Consider the following 14,692-nt stretch of genomic DNA (forward strand, 5'->3'; position numbering starts at 1 on the left):
CGAACGCTTTACCTCACAGCCGGGCGGCCACGCGCGAAGTTGTCCAGCGTTCGGGCTTTTTCTTGGGGGCTACATCTTGTAGCTTTACAGGTCGTTCATTCAGGGAGCTGAACATGCAAGGCAAGGCCCGCAAGATCGTCCAGGCCATTCTCTATGAGGCCATCGCCGTCGCCTGTGTGGCGCCCGCGCTGGAGCTGGCGTTCGGCGCCGGCATGGCGCAGTCGACCGTGCTCTCGGTGCTGATGTCGGGTATCGCGATGAGCTGGAACATGGGCTACAACTGGGTGTTCGAACGTTGGGAAGCACGCCAGCACAAGCGTGAGCGCACCTTCTTGCGGCGCCTGCTGCACGCGCTGGGTTTCGAGGGTGGGCTGGTGGTGATTCTGCTGCCGCTGGTGGCGTACTGGCTGGACGTGAGCCTGTGGGCGGCACTGCTGACCAACCTGGCGCTGTTCGTGTTCTTCTTCGTTTACGCCTTTGTCTTCCAGTGGGGCTTCGACAAGGTGTTCGATGTGCCGCTTTCGGCGCAGCAGGCCAAGTGTTGACTTCTGGCCGCGAGGCAGGCTAAGTTCCTACCCATGAACACATTCCCGCACGTGAACGCCATTATTATTACCGCCATTATCAGCTTGGCGGGCTAGCGCGTACGTGCACCGAACCCGCCCTGGAGGCGGGTTTTTTCTCTCTGACTCCTGGGCAACGTAAAAACAGCCAAGGAGTCATCGATGACCAGCTTCAGTGTCCCTCGTACTACCGTCACCCCCCAGCAACTGCTGTCGGAGCAGGTGCGGCGCATTCTTGCCGCGCCGGTGTACGACCTGGCCATCGAAACGCCCCTGCAAGCGGCCCCGGCCTTGTCTGCCGCCCTGGGCAACCAGGTGTTGCTCAAGCGCGAAGACCTGCAGCCTACGTTTTCGTTCAAGATCCGCGGTGCCTACACCCGCCTGTCGCGTCTGACCGATGTGCAGCGTGAGCGCGGGGTGATCACCGCTTCGGCGGGCAACCATGCCCAGGGCGTGGCCTTGGCGGCATCGCATCTGGGTATCAAAGCAACGATCGTCATGCCCACCACCACGCCATCGTTGAAAGTGGAAGGCGTGCGTTCGCGCGGCGGGCATGTGGTGCTGCATGGCGAGAGCTTCCCGCATGCGCTGGCCCATGCACTGAAGCTGGCCGACAGCGAAGGCGCGACCTTCGTGCCACCGTTCGATGACCCGGATGTGATCGCCGGGCAGGGTACCGTGGCCATGGAAATCCTCCGTCAGCGCCCGGGGGCGCTGGACGCGATCTTTGTGCCCGTGGGCGGTGGTGGGTTGATCGCCGGGATCGCCGCCTATGTGAAGTACCTGCGCCCTGAGGTGAAGGTGATCGGCGTCGAACCGGTGGATTCCAACTGCCTGCAGGCTGCCATGGCCGTCGGCGAACGCGTGATCCTGCCGCAGGTCGGCACCTTTGCCGATGGCGTGGCGGTGGCGCAGATCGGCGCCCATTGCTTCGAGCTGTGCCGCCACTTCGTCGACGAGGTGGTGACGGTGAGCAGTGACGAGCTGTGCGCGGCGATCAAGGATATCTACGACGACACCCGTTCGATCACCGAGCCGTCCGGGGCCTTGGCCGTGGCCGGGATCAAGAAGTACGTGGCGCGTGAAGGTGTGCAGGGGCAGACCCTGGTGGCCATCGACTCCGGGGCCAACGTCAATTTCGACCGCTTGCGCCACGTGGCCGAGCGGGCCGAGCTGGGCGAGCAGCGCGAGGCGATCATCGCCGTGACAATTCCGGAACAGCCGGGCAGCTTCCGGGCCTTTTGCCAGGCACTGGGCAAGCGGCAGATCACCGAATTCAACTACCGCTTCTACCCTGGCAAGGAGGCGCGCCTGTTCGTGGGCGTGCAGACCCACCCGGTGCACGACCCACGTGAGCAGTTGCTGGCCAGCCTGCGGGAGCAGGGGTACAGCGTGCTGGACCTGACCGACAACGAGCTGGCAAAGCTGCATGTGCGCCATACCGTGGGCGGGCATGCCGCGTCAGGGGCTGATGAGCGGGTCCTGCGCTTCGAGTTTCCCGAACGGCCAGGGGCGTTGCTGGGGTTTCTGGAGCGGTTGGGCAAACGTTGGAACATCAGCCTGTTCCATTACCGCAACCATGGTGCGGCGGAGGCGCGGGTGTTCGCTGCTTTGGAAGTGCCAGCGGACGAATTGGCGAGCTTGCCGTTGACGCTGGACGAGATGGGGTACCGGTATTGGGACGAGACTGACAACCCGGCGTACAAGCTGTTCCTGGGCTGAGGCACCTGTGTGGCCAATGCAGGCGTGTCTAGCCGCTTGCTTGCCGCCTTTGTTCGCAGCGTGATCGCCCGGTCCAAAGGGCAGGGCGATCTCCTGCAAGAAACTGCGCGAGCCAACGAGTGGGTTTCAACGCTCGCGCATGAAAAAGCCGGCAACGAACTTGCGGAATGTTTCCAGGCTTTTGAAGTCGGCGTAGCGCTTGAAGTTCTCGGTATCCGGCTCGGGGCCGATGGGCTGTTCCAGCAGCGACACTGACAACACCCGGTCCTGGTCCGAGGTCAGCACCAGCTCATCCATCACCTGCCCACCGATCACGGGGCGACGCATCTGCACTTTCACCCCTTTACTGGCCATCCAGTCGATCAGCGACACCAATGCCTTGAGCGGCTCGCGCTCTTCATCGCGGTACACCGGGAACAGGTGGGCGCGCGACAGCACGGGCACACTGGCCACATGAATCAGCTCATAGAAATGGCTGCCGGCGCTGGTCGGCGAGTAGATCATCAGCGCCAGCAACGGCCCGGTGGTGCGGCTCCCGCCCCAGTACAGGTGATGCCCCTGGAAGTCGAAGCCGTCCTCGCTGCGGTTGTTGAACAACTTGCGCCCTTTGATCTGGTCGACGCAGTCCAGCAGCAGACCGTGGCGGCGGTGGTTGCCGAACACAGACGCTTCGCGCAGGCGGGACTTGAGCATCATCATGTGCTTCATGTCCAGGCGGGTTTCCAGGTAGTTGCTGGCGGGCACCCGCTCCAGCAACGGATAGCGGCTGGCCACGCTGCGCAACTCGGCAAACTGCGTGGTCAGGTCTTTTTTCAAGTGGGTGGCGTAGAGGTTGAGCCCGCTGGTTTCAATCCAGGTTAGCAGCAGTGACAGCAGGCGCTGCTGTTCGCGTCTGTCGTTGCCGTCGCCGGCGCCACCGGCCGTGCCAGCACGGAAGTCGCTGATCAGGCGCAAGGGTGTATCGGGTGGCAGCCAGGCGGCAGGTGGTGCGGGGTCGTTTTCACGTTCGGCGGCTTCCCGCTCGTCCTTGGTGAACGGGCAGCCAGGCGCGTGCTCGGCGGTGCCTGGGTTGTTCTTGAGGAAAAGTGTGCCGGTGCTGCCGTTGAGGGTGACATTGAGCACCGGCAAGGCATCGTTGCGGCAGTCGCAAGCCAGCCACTGGTTGGCGTTGCGTACTTTCATCAGTAGCTGGTTGGCCTGTAGCAGGCGCGGGCCGGCGAGGCTGCCGGTGGCAAAGCCGACCAGCAGTTCCTCTTCAGCGGGGGTCAGGCTGCGCACCTGGGTGGCGGTTTTGTCGATGATTCGCATGAAGCAGCTCCAAGCTACGAGCCTCAAGCTTCAAGCAAAGTCGCGCGGCTTTCAACTCGCCGCTTGGCTACCGCCGAACATCTTCGCGGCACGGGCGCGAATCTCGTCGGGGGTCAGGTCCTCTTTGTGGGTGGACACGAACCAGATGTTGCCAAACGGATCTTTCAGGGTGCCGCTGCGGTCACCGTAAAACTGGTCGGTCAAGGGATGTAACTGGATGCCCCCGGCGGCCAGGGCCTGGGCGTAAACCTTGTCGCAGTCTTCAACATACAAGTGCAGGCCAACACCCGCACCGCTGAGCTTCTGGCTGGCGGTGAGGCCGCCTTCCATGTCGCAGGGGTCGCCCAGCATCAGCGACGAATCGCCGATTCTCAGTTCGGCATGGCCAACGCGACCGCCCGGGGCATCGAGGCGGAACATTTCCTTCGCGCCAAAGGCTTGCTTGTAGAACTCGATGGCCTTGGCGGCGTCGTTGATGGCCAGGTAGGGCGTGATGCTGTGCTGGCCTTCGGGGATGGGTTTGACTGCCATGTTCGACTCTCCTGTGCAATGGGCGCCGAAAGGCGCCCTGTTGCTTAGAGTCGTTCGCCCAGATGGAAAATCGACAGTGACGCTAGATCGATTGTCTATAAGCGCGGCGGTCAGAAGATGTAGTCGGTGGTCAGGAAGCTTGACTGGCGGTTGCGAATGATCTCGCTGATCAGCGCTTTGTTGGCCTCCTGGAAGCGGGTGGCGACCAGCGTCCGGATGGAGAACACACGCAAAGCGTCATCCACCGAGAGCGTGCCCTCGGCGCTGTTCTTGCGGCCGTTGAACGGGTAGGTGTCAGGGCCGCGTTGGCACTGAGCATTGATGTTGATGCGCCCGACCTGGTTGGCGAAGATGTCGACGAGGCTGCCGATGGTGGCCGGGTCGTTGCCGAACAGGCTCAGTTGCTGACCGTAGTCGGAGTCCAGCACATAGTCGATCACTGTCTGCAGGTCGCGGTAGGGCACCACCGGTACCAGCGGGCCGAACTGCTCCTCGTGGTACACGCGCATTTCTTGGCTGACCGGGTACAGCAAGGCCGGGTAGAAGAATGAGCCGCGGCTGTGCCCGCCATTTTCGTTGAGCACGCGCGCGCCCTTGGCCGTCGCATCGGCAACCAGGCCATCGAGGTAGTCGACCTTGCCAGGCTCGGGCAATGGTGTCAGCGCCACGCCAGGTTCCCACGGCATGCCGGGCTTGAGCGCCGCCAATTTGCGCTGAAACTTGTCGAGGAAGGCCTCGACCACATCCTCGTGCACGAACAGGATCTTCAGTGCCGTGCAGCGCTGGCCGTTGAACGACAACGCCCCGGTGACGGCCTCTTCGACAGCGTTGTCGAGGTCGACCTGGGGTAGCACGATGCCCGGGTTCTTGGCGTCCAGGCCCAGTGCGGCGCGCAGACGATGCGGGCGTGGGTGCAGTTTTTTCAGGTCGCTGGCGGCCTTGTGGGTGCCGATGAAGGCGAATACATCGACCTTGCCGCTGGCCATCAGCGCGCTCACCGTTTCCCGGCCGCGTCCATAGATGACATTGATCACGCCTGCCGGGAAGCTGTCGCGGAACGCTTCGAGCAAGGGGCGGATCAGCAGTACGCCGAACTTGGCCGGCTTGAACACCACCGTGTTGCCCATGATCAGCGCCGGGATGAGCGTGGTGAAGGTCTCGTTCAGCGGGTAGTTGTAGGGCCCCATGCACAGGGCCACGCCCAGTGGGGCGCGACGGATCTGGCCGAGGGTGCCTTGTTCCAGCTCGAAGCGGCTGGAGCGGCGGTCCAGGTCCTTGAGGGCGTTGATGGTGTCGACGATGTAGTCGCAGGTGCGATCGAATTCCTTTTCTGAATCCTTCAGGTTCTTGCCGATCTCCCACATCAGCAGCTTGACCACGGCCTGGCGCTGTTCACGCATGCGGGCAAGGAAGGATTCCACATGCTGGATACGCTCGGCCACGCGCATGTTCGGCCAGGCGCCACGGCCTTTGTCATAGGCCTGCACGGCAGCATCGAGGGCGGTCAGCGCGGTCTCGGCATCCAGCAGCGGGGCGCTGCCCAGTATGACCTGATGCTCTTCGTCGCCTTGCTTGAGCCACACCGGGCTACGCACCGTGGCCAACGGGCCGTCCCAGCGCCTGAGTTCACCGTTGACCAGGTAGTCGCGTTGTTCCAGTGGGGCTCCCAGACGCCAAGTTTCCGGGATGTTCTCGGCGCTGGGGAAGAGTGAATCGAGCAAACGGTCCATGGGTACTGCACCTCACATCAAAGGGCGGTTTTCAAGTCAGTTGAATCGTTTCAGCTTGGAGCATGCACTGGCTGCCGGAAAAACACCAGTCTGGTTCAACATGGCCATCCATGCCTGCCCGGCAATCCGTCAGCGGCCTGAGAGACGTTGATGCAAGTCGTCAAAGGTTATTCATGGATAGCGAAGTGGCCAGCGGAGCTTGATGGGCACGGTTATAGCAAATGTGTTGTTGAGCGTCGGTTTGATGCGGGGAATTTGACGCCATGAAACTTGATCTAAAGTCAGCCAGAAGCCGCTTGCCAAAGCGTTTGCAGGCATCTTAAATTGTTACTGAATGTGATAAGAAAGTTGCAAGCCACACTATAAAAATCAAAGTGTTAAGTGTTTTTGCTGGATTTTTCTCTTTTTCCGATTGGCCAATAGAGCACTTCAAAAGGACGTCGAAGAAGAAATGAAAAAGACCTTGACGACTGTGGCGCGCAAGCTCCTGTCGCCCTCCATGCGCTACGAAATCAGGCTGCTGGCCAGCAAGGTGCGAGAAATGATGGCGCGTGCCTGTCTCTGGCGTTGGGAAGTCGCCAGGTTTCGCCCGCAACAGGAGAGCCCGTACGAAATCCTCTACATCGGCCGCAAGCAGCAACGGGAAATGGCCAAGCTGCTGATCGGTGGCAAGGGTCAGGGCAGCGCATCGATGGTAGACGGTGCAAGTGCCACGGCGGCTGCCAGCCACGTCGTGGTCATCAGCGAAATGCCCACGTCGGGGGCGCTGTCAGTGCCGCACTACCTGAGCGCCGTGGTGCCCTTGGGGCGCCCTCTGGAAGACATCACGGCCCGCTACGACAGCGAACTGCGGCGCAGCATTCGTAAGAACCGGCCGCTGTATCACATGCGCCAAGCCCTTTCGGACGAAGAAATCGCCATGGCCGACCGGGATTTGCTGCGCCCTTATGCTTCGGCCCGGCAGGGCATTCATGCCGCGCAGTTTCCTACCGAAGAGGTGTTCCGTATTGCCAAGAGTGTCGGCCGGCTAGACTTGATCATGCTGGGCGATGAGGTGATCGGCTGCCACCTGGGGTGTGAAGTGGTACGCGGCGGCAAGCGTTACTGGAGCACGTTGCGCTTTGGCTATTGCGAGGCGGTGTTTTCCGATGCGAAGAAATTGCGCGAGGTGAATTCGATCACCACCTTCATGGCGCTTGAATGGGCACTGGAGCAGGGCTTCGATTATTACGACATCGGCCTGTGTCTGGCGCGCCCGGACGACGGCCTGCTGAAGTGGAAGCGCCGCCGCGGTGGTGATATCGATTCGCTGGGTAACCATGCGTACCTGTTTGTCCGCCTGCCCAAGACCGGTACGGCAAAGTTCCTGTGGGACACGCCGATGTTCGCGGTCGAAGGCGACAAGCTGACGTTGCATTTGGGGCTCCCGGATGGCCCAAGCGATGAGGAAGTTGCCAGTCGCTATCACGAAATGGTGTTTGGTGGCCTGCACAAGATTTATCTCTATGGCGGCAGCGGGGCAGGCGAACCGTTTGTGCAAACGTTGCGCAGCCGTTACGCCAGCTTGCAGTCACCGCCCACCATGGAAAGAGTCACGAGTAATTGAGTAACTGCCAGGGATGCTTTGATCTGGCGCCTAGGCGCTGTAAGAAAAGCCTTGATACTGGTTCATGCTGCGTTGAAAACCGCCTCGGAATGCTCATGTACTCCAGTACAGTCGGGCGCGACCCCGGCCGTTCCTCGGCTGTTTTCGCCTTGCCTGACCTGCGTCTCAAGACTTTTCGTACAGCGCCTAGCGCCGGGCTCCACATTTCGCCATCAAGGGAGGACGCTTCATGGGAAGCGACATCTCGCAGTTCAGTGCATCGCCCGCAGGCAGGCAACACAGCTGGACCTTGGCCGCCTACCGCCACATGGCGCGCAAACGGCTGGGTGGAAAAGCGGCGACCGATCTCAAGAGCGTCGCCACCAAGTGCTGGGACATCGCCCCGGGCGAAGCCACGGTTTCGCCACCGGCCATTTTCCTGCCTGGCCAGCTGGAGCGGGTAACGGGCTGGGAAGGCAAGCGGTTTTACCCCTACGTGCACCCGGCGCAGACCATGGAGGGGGGCGTCAACACATTGCAAGGGCCAACCCGCGGCTACTTGATCAAGGATGTATGGCTGGTCGAGGGGGCGTTGTACAAGGGCAAGGCCAGCCATTGGCTGTCACAGAAGCCGAGTACCTTCCCGACCATCCTCATCGACAATGAAATCGACCGCGCTGCAATCTACTGCACACAAAACGGTAACGCCTGGTTCGGCACCTGGTTGATGGAAGATTGTCCGACCTATGCGCTGGCCTGCAACGAGGGCATCCCGGTGACCACCGCCCCCTCTGCCAGGTATCCGCTGTTTACCCAGGCACCGGCCTATGAAGACTGGCTGGACATGAAGCCTTTGCGCCTGCGCAGTGCGTTCTTCCGTGAGCTGGTGCTGTTCGATGACCAGAGCAACAACCGCAGCCGGCATGCTCGCTACCGGGCCATGGGTGACAAGCTGCTCTCGCATGTGTCGTACACGCAGCACCCGGGGGTTTTCCTGTTGCGGGGCGGTGATGGTGACCTGCGCCTGTTGCGCAACGAGCTGGAGCTTGCCGAACACTTGCGTACTACCCGCGGTTTTCGCATCGTCAACCCGCTGAAGTCCGATGTGCCGAGCATTGTCGCGGCCTGCGCCGGGGCTAAAGTGGTCATTGGGGTGGAGGGTAGCCAGTTGGTGCATGGCGTGAATGTGCTGCAGGCTGGAGGCTGCCTGCTGACTTTGCAGCCGCCGAACCGTTTCGTCAGTTACTACAAATACCTGACGGATCGTGACCAGCAGCATTTTGGCTTTGTGGTGGGCCTGCCGGAAGGCGACGGTTTCAGGATCGATATTGACGAAGTGGAGCGCACGTTGGATCTGTTCCCACGATAAGTGTGTAGTATCGGTGCATGGATCCGCGGCGGGCAGGGCAGTAGAGGATGATCGAGGTATCACGGTTTTGGCGCGACCCTGCCTTGCCGTTCGTCGAAGCCCGACGGGTAGGGGACGGGCGCAAGGTGTGCTACGCCGCGCACTCTCACGAGAGCTTCTCCATCGGGGTGATCACGGGGGGGCGTAGCACTTACATCAACAGTGACCAGTGCGTTGAGGTGGGGGCGGGTACCACGGTGTTGATGAACCCGGGCGTGGTGCATACCTGCAACCCTGTTGCCGGGGAATCCTGGTCTTACCTGATGCTGTTCGTCGATCAGCCTTGGTTGCAGGCAGTGGGTTTTACCCTGCCAACGCAGACCTGGAGCCGCTCACCTGTATTGTACGGGCGGCTGTTGCAGGCCTTTGCCGACCTGTTCGACGCCAGGCTGCCTGATCGGGAAACCCGCCTGGCGGCCCTGTTCAGCGAGCTGCCGGGCATGCTTGCCCGTAATGCCAGCGAGATTGACCAGGGCAATCCACGGCTGGATGCAGCGGCTGCTTTCATACGCGCCCACCGCAGTGACCCGCTCAGCCTCGAAGACATCTGCGGGGCTTGCGGCCTGTCCCGTTCCTACCTGATTCGTGCCTTTGGCCAACGCTTCGGCCTGACGCCCCATGGTTACCTGCTAGACCAGCGTGTACAACTGGCCCGGGCGCAGTTGCGCCAGGGCCGTTCAATTGCTGAAGTTGCACAGGAGGCCGGGTTCGCTGATCAGGCACACCTGCAGCGGGCATTCAAACAGCACCTGGCGGCGACACCGGGGCATTACAGAAATGCCGTCGCTAGCCTGGGCGCTCCTGCAGGAGCCGTGCATGCCTTAAAGGATCAGGTAAACCGCACTGGCGACCAGTAACACAGCCAGGCTCCGATTGAGCATGCGCAGGTGACGTGGGTTGTCCAGGTACTGGCGAATCACGCTGCCGGCCCAGGCCCAGCAGGCCACCGAGATGAAACAGATCGGCCCGTAGATCCAGGCAAACAGCCACAGCAAGTGCTTTTCACCACCGGTGTAGGCACCCACCCCGGCAACGGCGGCCAACCAGGCTTTGGGGTTCAGCCACTGCATTGCTGCGCCGTGCCAGGCTGAAGGGGCTTGGGTAGGCTGTGCGTTGTTCAGGTTACCGTCGTCACTGGCCAGCTTCCACGCCATGTACAGCAGAAACGCCACCCCGCCCCAGTGCAACATCAGGCCCAGCAAAGGCCAGCGAAGCAGCAGTTGATGCAGGCCCAGCCCGACCAGCACCAGCAGCAGGCAGAAACCCAGCGTGGCACCGGCCACATGCGCCAGGCTGGCGCGCAGGCCATGGCGGGCACCGCTGCCAAGGGCGACGATGTTGACCGGGCCGGGGGAGATAGAGGCCGCAAGGGCGAAGGCGGCCATGGACAGGGATAGGCTCATGAGGAAGATCCACGTGGTTGGGGAGGCGTTATCCTCGCGTCGCCGACGGTCTGATGTATTGAACAAAAGTACCCGCGCACGACTCGCGCCTGCAGGGCTAATGGTGATGCAGGGTTGTTACAGGTTTTGTAATAGTTTTGCGCTACAACAGAAACGTGCTGTGCTTGTAGCATCGTTCTCCCAATTTGTTATCAAGGTCTATATGAGCACCTTCGCGGAGCCCCCCAGTCTTCGGCCTTTCTGGCCATCCTTCTCCCGTCCTTGTGACGTGTTCCACGTGAGTACCCGCTAATGGAATGGTTAGCCGACCCCACGGCCTGGCTAGGCCTGTTGACGCTTATCGTCCTCGAACTGGTGCTGGGTATCGACAACCTGGTGTTCATCGCCATCCTTGCCGACAAGTTGCCGCCCCATCAGCGCGACCGCGCGCGGGTCATTGGCCTGAGCCTGGCGCTCATCATGCGCCTGGGCCTGTTGGCCAGCATTTCGTGGATGGTCACCCTGACCGCACCGCTGTTCGAAGTGTTCGGCAAGAGCTTCTCTGGCCGTGACCTGATCATGCTGTTCGGTGGTGTGTTCCTGCTGTTCAAGGCCACCATGGAGCTGCACGAACGCCTGGAAGGTCACGTGACCCAGGCCAGTGGCACGCTGCGCCATGCCGCGTTCTGGCCGATCGTTGCCCAGATCGTGGTACTGGACGCGGTATTCTCGCTGGATGCCGTGATCACGGCGGTGGGCATGGTCGATGAGCTGTCCGTGATGATGATCGCGGTGATCTTCTCGATCGGTATCATGATCGTTGCCAGCAAGCCGCTGACCCGCTTCGTCAACGCCCACCCCACGGTGATCATGCTGTGTCTGGGCTTCCTGATGATGATCGGTTTCAGCCTCACCGCCGAAGGCCTGGGCTTCCATATCCCGAAAGGCTACCTGTACGCGGCCATCGGCTTCTCGATCCTGATCGAGCTGTTCAACCAGCTGGCGCGCGCCCGTCGCAAGCGCAGCCTGCAACAGCACAAGCCGTTGCGTGAACGTACTGCTCATGCCGTGCTGCGCCTGCTGGGCGGCCGCCGGGTCGAGGCTGACGAGGTCGGCGAGGAGATTGCCGACCTGGTCGAGGGCGGCGGGGAACAGGTGCTGTTCGACCGCCGTGAGCGGGTCATGATCAGCGGCGTGCTGAACCTGGCCGAGCGGCCGATTCGTACGGTGATGACAGCCCGTGCCGAGGTTGATGTGATCGACCTGGCGCAACCGGCCGACGCCATTGCCCAGGCCCTGGCCAATTCGCCGTACTCGCGCCTGCCGCTGATCCGCGATGGTCGCGTGGACGAGCCCCTGGGCTTTGTGCACAAGAAGGAACTGCTGAAGGAACTGCTCTCGGGCAGCCAGCCCGACCTGGAAAACATGGCCCGGGCGCCGTTGAACCTGCTGGAGAGCTTCAGCATCCTCAATGCCCTGGAGCAAATGCGCGGTCAGTCGACCCATATTGCCTTCGTGGTCAACGAGTTCGGTGACTTCACCGGGCTGTTGACCATGACCGACATCCTTGAGTCGATTGCCGGTGAGCTGCCGGATGCCAGTGAAGTTGAAGGCCCGGGCATCGTCCAGGAGGGGGAAGGCTTTGTGGTCAGCGGCGCGCTGAACCTCAGCCAGGTGCAGGCGCGTACTGGCTTCAGTGCCCGTGCTACCGAGGATTACCAGACCCTTGCGGGCCTGGTGATGAGCTTGCTCGACCGCCTGCCGATGGTCGGTGATCGGCTAGCCTGGAATGGCTGGATGCTGACCGTGGAGGCGGTTGAAGAGCGACGGGTACGCCAGGTTCGGCTTACACCGAGCGGCGACGCTGACGCAGCAGGTGCTTGAAGCCCTCAAGCACCAGCACCAGTACTGCGGCCCAGATTGGCAGGTAGGTCAGCCACTGATCCGGGCCGATGGTTTCGCCCAGCAGCAACGCCACGCCCACCAGCAGCACGGGTTCGACGTAGCTGAGCAGGCCGAACAGGCTGAATGGCAGCATGCGGCTGGCCAGCACGTAGGCGATAAGCGCCGAAGCGCTGATCGCGCCAAGGATCGGCACCAACACATACAGCCCCGGGTGTGCTTGCAGGTCAGCGCTGGAAAGTGGGCTCTGGATCACGAAGTACAGCGCCCACGGCAGCAGCAGGCACATGTCGCACCACAGGCCGCCCAGGTGGTCGGTGCGGCAGCGTCGGCGCAGCACGAAGTAGACCGGGTAGCCGATCGTTACCAGCAGGGTTTCCCAGGCAAAACTGCCATTTTGGTACAGCTCGTGGCCCACGCCCAGTGCGGCGCAGGCCACGGCTACCGTCTGCAGGCGTGACAGGCGCTCGCCATAGACCAGCCGCCCGGTCAGGACCATGGCCAGTGGCAGCAGGAAGTAACCCATCGACACTTCCAGGCTGCGCCCGTGCAGGGGCGCCCAGAGAAACAGCCACAGTTGCACCCCCATCAGCCAGGACGTGCCGACCATGCCGAGCAACAGCACCGGCGTGCGTTTTACCCGGCCCATCAGTTCGCCCACTCGCTTCCAGTCTTTCGAGACAAGCATGAACAAGGTGAGGCAGGGCAGTGTCAGCAGGGTGCGCCAGCCAAAGATTTCTTCGCCATCGAGTGGCTTGAGCAGGGAGGTATAGAAGTACATCACAGCGAACAGGCAGGACGCCATGACCGATGAAACAATGCCTTTTGACACGAATGCCTCGAATACGGGAATTGAGCGGGTTGATCAGCCGCGCATGATCTCAGGGGGCGCCTCTTGCGGCAACTGCGTTACGCCCGGGCGAGTGGCCAAGGCTTCGAGGAACTGGGCGGCCGGCATGGGCCTGGCAAACAGGTAACCCTGCTGGAAGTCCACCCCATGCTTGGCCAGGTAGTCGCGCTGCAGGTCGGTTTCCACACCCTCGGCAACGATGCCCAGGTCCAGCTTTCCTGACAGTTCAATGATGCTCTCGAGTATGTGCACTGACAGCGCATCGGCGCCGATCATGGCAACGAAGCTCTGGTCGATCTTCAGGTAGTCGACCTTGAATTGCCGCAGGTAGTTGAGGCTCGACTGGCCGGTGCCGAAGTCGTCGAGCGCGATCATCACGCCCATGGCATGCAGCTTTTCGAACAACTCAAGGGTGACCGGCGTGGGCTCGATCAGCTTGCGCTCTGTCAGTTCCAGGGTCAGCACCACCCGGCCGGGCGGAAAGTGCTGCAGGAACGTGCGACAGTCATCCAGCAGGCTGAGGTCGCGGCAGTGGTCAGCGGTGATGTTGACACCAATATGGAAGCCGTCTTCCAACAACCCGGCATAAGGCGCCAGGCTTTGCGCGGTATGGGTCAACAGCGCGCGGGTCATGGCGACAATCTGCCCGCTGTGTTCGGCATAGGGGATGAACAGGTCGGGGCGAACCAGGCCTTCTCGTGGGTGGTGCCAGCGCATCAGCACTTCCGCACCGGCCCAGCGGTAATCGCCCTTGCGCACCACCGGCTGAAAATACGGCAGGAATTCATCGGCCTGCAGGGCACGGTCCAGTTCGGCACGCGGTGAGGTGGCGCGGCGAATCTGCCAGCGGCACGCCAGCGCCGCCAGGGCACCCAGTACCAGCAACAGACTGAGCAGGCCAGGGTAGTGGCTGCGCAACAGTTGGCCTTGCTTGTCGGCACTGTAGCCGCCCTGCACGCTGAAAGGGTAACGCGTCGAGCCTATCAGCACGTTGGCGCTGGGGGCGGCAGGGGAGACGCCTTTGTGGACCACGCCGTCCTTGCCCATCCACGCGTCGCCCACGCGGATTTGCAGTTCTTCATCGGGCCCGATCAGGCGCAGTGCTGTCAGCAGGTGGTCGCCATCCACCGTGGTGATTGCGCCGTGGTCGCCGTCGCTGGCACGGTAGACCAGCAGCGGGTGGCCCGGCGTAACCGAGTTGCCGTCCATCAGCCATAACTTGCCGTCGACGTAATCGCCAGGATTGACCGGTTCATCGAACTCGCCGAACAGCGAGGTGCAATACAGGTTGTTGTGCCTGAACAGGTTGGTCGAGCGCACGAAGGCATTGCGGGTAACCTGGGCCCGTAGCATGAGCTGGGCCTGCTCGCATGAACTGTCAGTCAGTGGAAGCAGCGAATTGGCGGCTCGGGACAGGTTGTCGAGGATGTGTTCGACGTGCTCCAACGCCTGGCGGGTGGTGGCGTGGCTGCTGGCCTGCATTTCACGCTCGACCTGCCAGTTCATCACGGCCAGGCCGCACATGACCGGCAGAAGGCCGACGACCCAAGGCAAGAGCGTGCGCCAGCTGAGTGCGGCGCGGCGTTTGGCGGTAAGGGGCATGCTGACCTGACTATCATGGCGTAAAACGAGAGGATAGCCGTTTGTCGCCGCGTGCGAGCAACTAAAACGCGACAAACCATTTTACGCAATGTAGAATCGATTTACGAAT

12 protein-coding genes are annotated in these 14,692 nt (G+C 61.8%); 6 read left to right on the forward strand and 6 right to left on the reverse strand.

Going from position 1 to position 14,692, the window contains the following annotated elements; translation table 11 throughout:
- Positions 1 to 113: 113 nt before the first annotated feature.
- Positions 114 to 545, forward strand: coding sequence for a PACE efflux transporter (locus tag I8746_RS08535; RefSeq protein WP_003253887.1), 432 nt, complete (start codon positions 114 to 116; stop codon positions 543 to 545).
- 180 nt (positions 546 to 725) lie between these two features.
- Positions 726 to 2,285, forward strand: coding sequence for a threonine ammonia-lyase, biosynthetic (gene ilvA / locus I8746_RS08540; RefSeq protein ID WP_012052169.1), 1,560 nt, complete (start codon positions 726 to 728; stop codon positions 2,283 to 2,285).
- 126 nt (positions 2,286 to 2,411) lie between these two features.
- Here ilvA and I8746_RS08545 read toward each other — a convergent pair whose 3' ends face one another.
- The 3 genes from I8746_RS08545 to I8746_RS08555 all read right to left on the reverse strand — a co-directional run bounded on the left by I8746_RS08545 (position 2,412) and on the right by I8746_RS08555 (position 5,854).
- Entirely contained in the window at positions 2,412 to 3,593 is a 1,182-nt protein-coding gene (locus tag I8746_RS08545; RefSeq protein ID WP_012052170.1) for a hypothetical protein, read from the reverse strand.
- Between the two features lie 51 nt (positions 3,594 to 3,644).
- On the reverse strand, positions 3,645 to 4,124 hold the full coding sequence (locus tag I8746_RS08550; RefSeq protein ID WP_004577478.1) for a VOC family protein: 480 nt from the start codon (positions 4,122 to 4,124) through the stop codon (positions 3,645 to 3,647).
- Positions 4,125 to 4,234: 110 nt separating this feature from the next.
- Positions 4,235 to 5,854: an NADP-dependent glyceraldehyde-3-phosphate dehydrogenase gene (locus I8746_RS08555; protein WP_012052171.1), complete on the reverse strand. Its 1,620-nt coding sequence runs from the start codon at positions 5,852 to 5,854 to the stop codon at positions 4,235 to 4,237.
- Between the two features lie 451 nt (positions 5,855 to 6,305).
- Here I8746_RS08555 and I8746_RS08560 point away from each other — a divergent pair, with 451 nt between their 5' ends.
- From I8746_RS08560 to I8746_RS08570, 3 genes are all read left to right on the forward strand, one after another.
- Positions 6,306 to 7,460, forward strand: a complete 1,155-nt coding sequence (locus tag I8746_RS08560; RefSeq protein WP_017148312.1) for a hypothetical protein — start codon at positions 6,306 to 6,308, stop codon at positions 7,458 to 7,460.
- Positions 7,461 to 7,689: 229 nt separating this feature from the next.
- Complete coding sequence (locus tag I8746_RS08565) at positions 7,690 to 8,808, forward strand: glycosyltransferase 61 family protein (protein ID WP_221100454.1); 1,119 nt, start codon at positions 7,690 to 7,692, stop codon at positions 8,806 to 8,808.
- Positions 8,809 to 8,855: 47 nt separating this feature from the next.
- Positions 8,856 to 9,704 carry an AraC family transcriptional regulator gene (locus tag I8746_RS08570; RefSeq protein ID WP_012052174.1) on the forward strand — a complete coding sequence of 283 codons (849 nt, stop codon included), beginning with the start codon at positions 8,856 to 8,858 and terminating at the stop codon, positions 9,702 to 9,704.
- Here I8746_RS08570 and I8746_RS08575 read toward each other — a convergent pair.
- Positions 9,669 to 10,250: a LysE family translocator gene (locus I8746_RS08575; protein WP_221100455.1), complete on the reverse strand. Its 582-nt coding sequence runs from the start codon at positions 10,248 to 10,250 to the stop codon at positions 9,669 to 9,671. The two genes, I8746_RS08570 and I8746_RS08575, sit on opposite strands and share 36 nt — an antisense overlap.
- A gap of 291 nt (positions 10,251 to 10,541) precedes the next feature.
- Between I8746_RS08575 and I8746_RS08580 the strand changes: the two genes are divergently transcribed.
- Positions 10,542 to 12,113 (forward strand): TerC family protein, encoded by a 1,572-nt coding sequence (locus I8746_RS08580; protein WP_012052176.1) that lies wholly within the window; start codon positions 10,542 to 10,544, stop codon positions 12,111 to 12,113.
- Here I8746_RS08580 and rarD read toward each other — a convergent pair.
- Positions 12,076 to 12,963 carry an EamA family transporter RarD gene (gene rarD / locus I8746_RS08585; protein ID WP_003253870.1) on the reverse strand — a complete coding sequence of 296 codons (888 nt, stop codon included), beginning with the start codon at positions 12,961 to 12,963 and terminating at the stop codon, positions 12,076 to 12,078. The genes I8746_RS08580 and rarD overlap by 38 nt on opposite strands.
- Positions 12,964 to 12,996: 33 nt before the next feature.
- On the reverse strand, positions 12,997 to 14,583 hold the full coding sequence (locus tag I8746_RS08590) for an EAL domain-containing protein (protein WP_088512683.1): 1,587 nt from the start codon (positions 14,581 to 14,583) through the stop codon (positions 12,997 to 12,999).
- Between the last annotated feature and the right edge of the window lie 109 nt (positions 14,584 to 14,692).

This window comes from Pseudomonas sp. USTB-Z (assembly GCF_019691255.1).
In the GTDB taxonomy this organism is placed as follows: Bacteria; Pseudomonadota; Gammaproteobacteria; order Pseudomonadales; family Pseudomonadaceae; genus Aquipseudomonas; species Aquipseudomonas alloputida.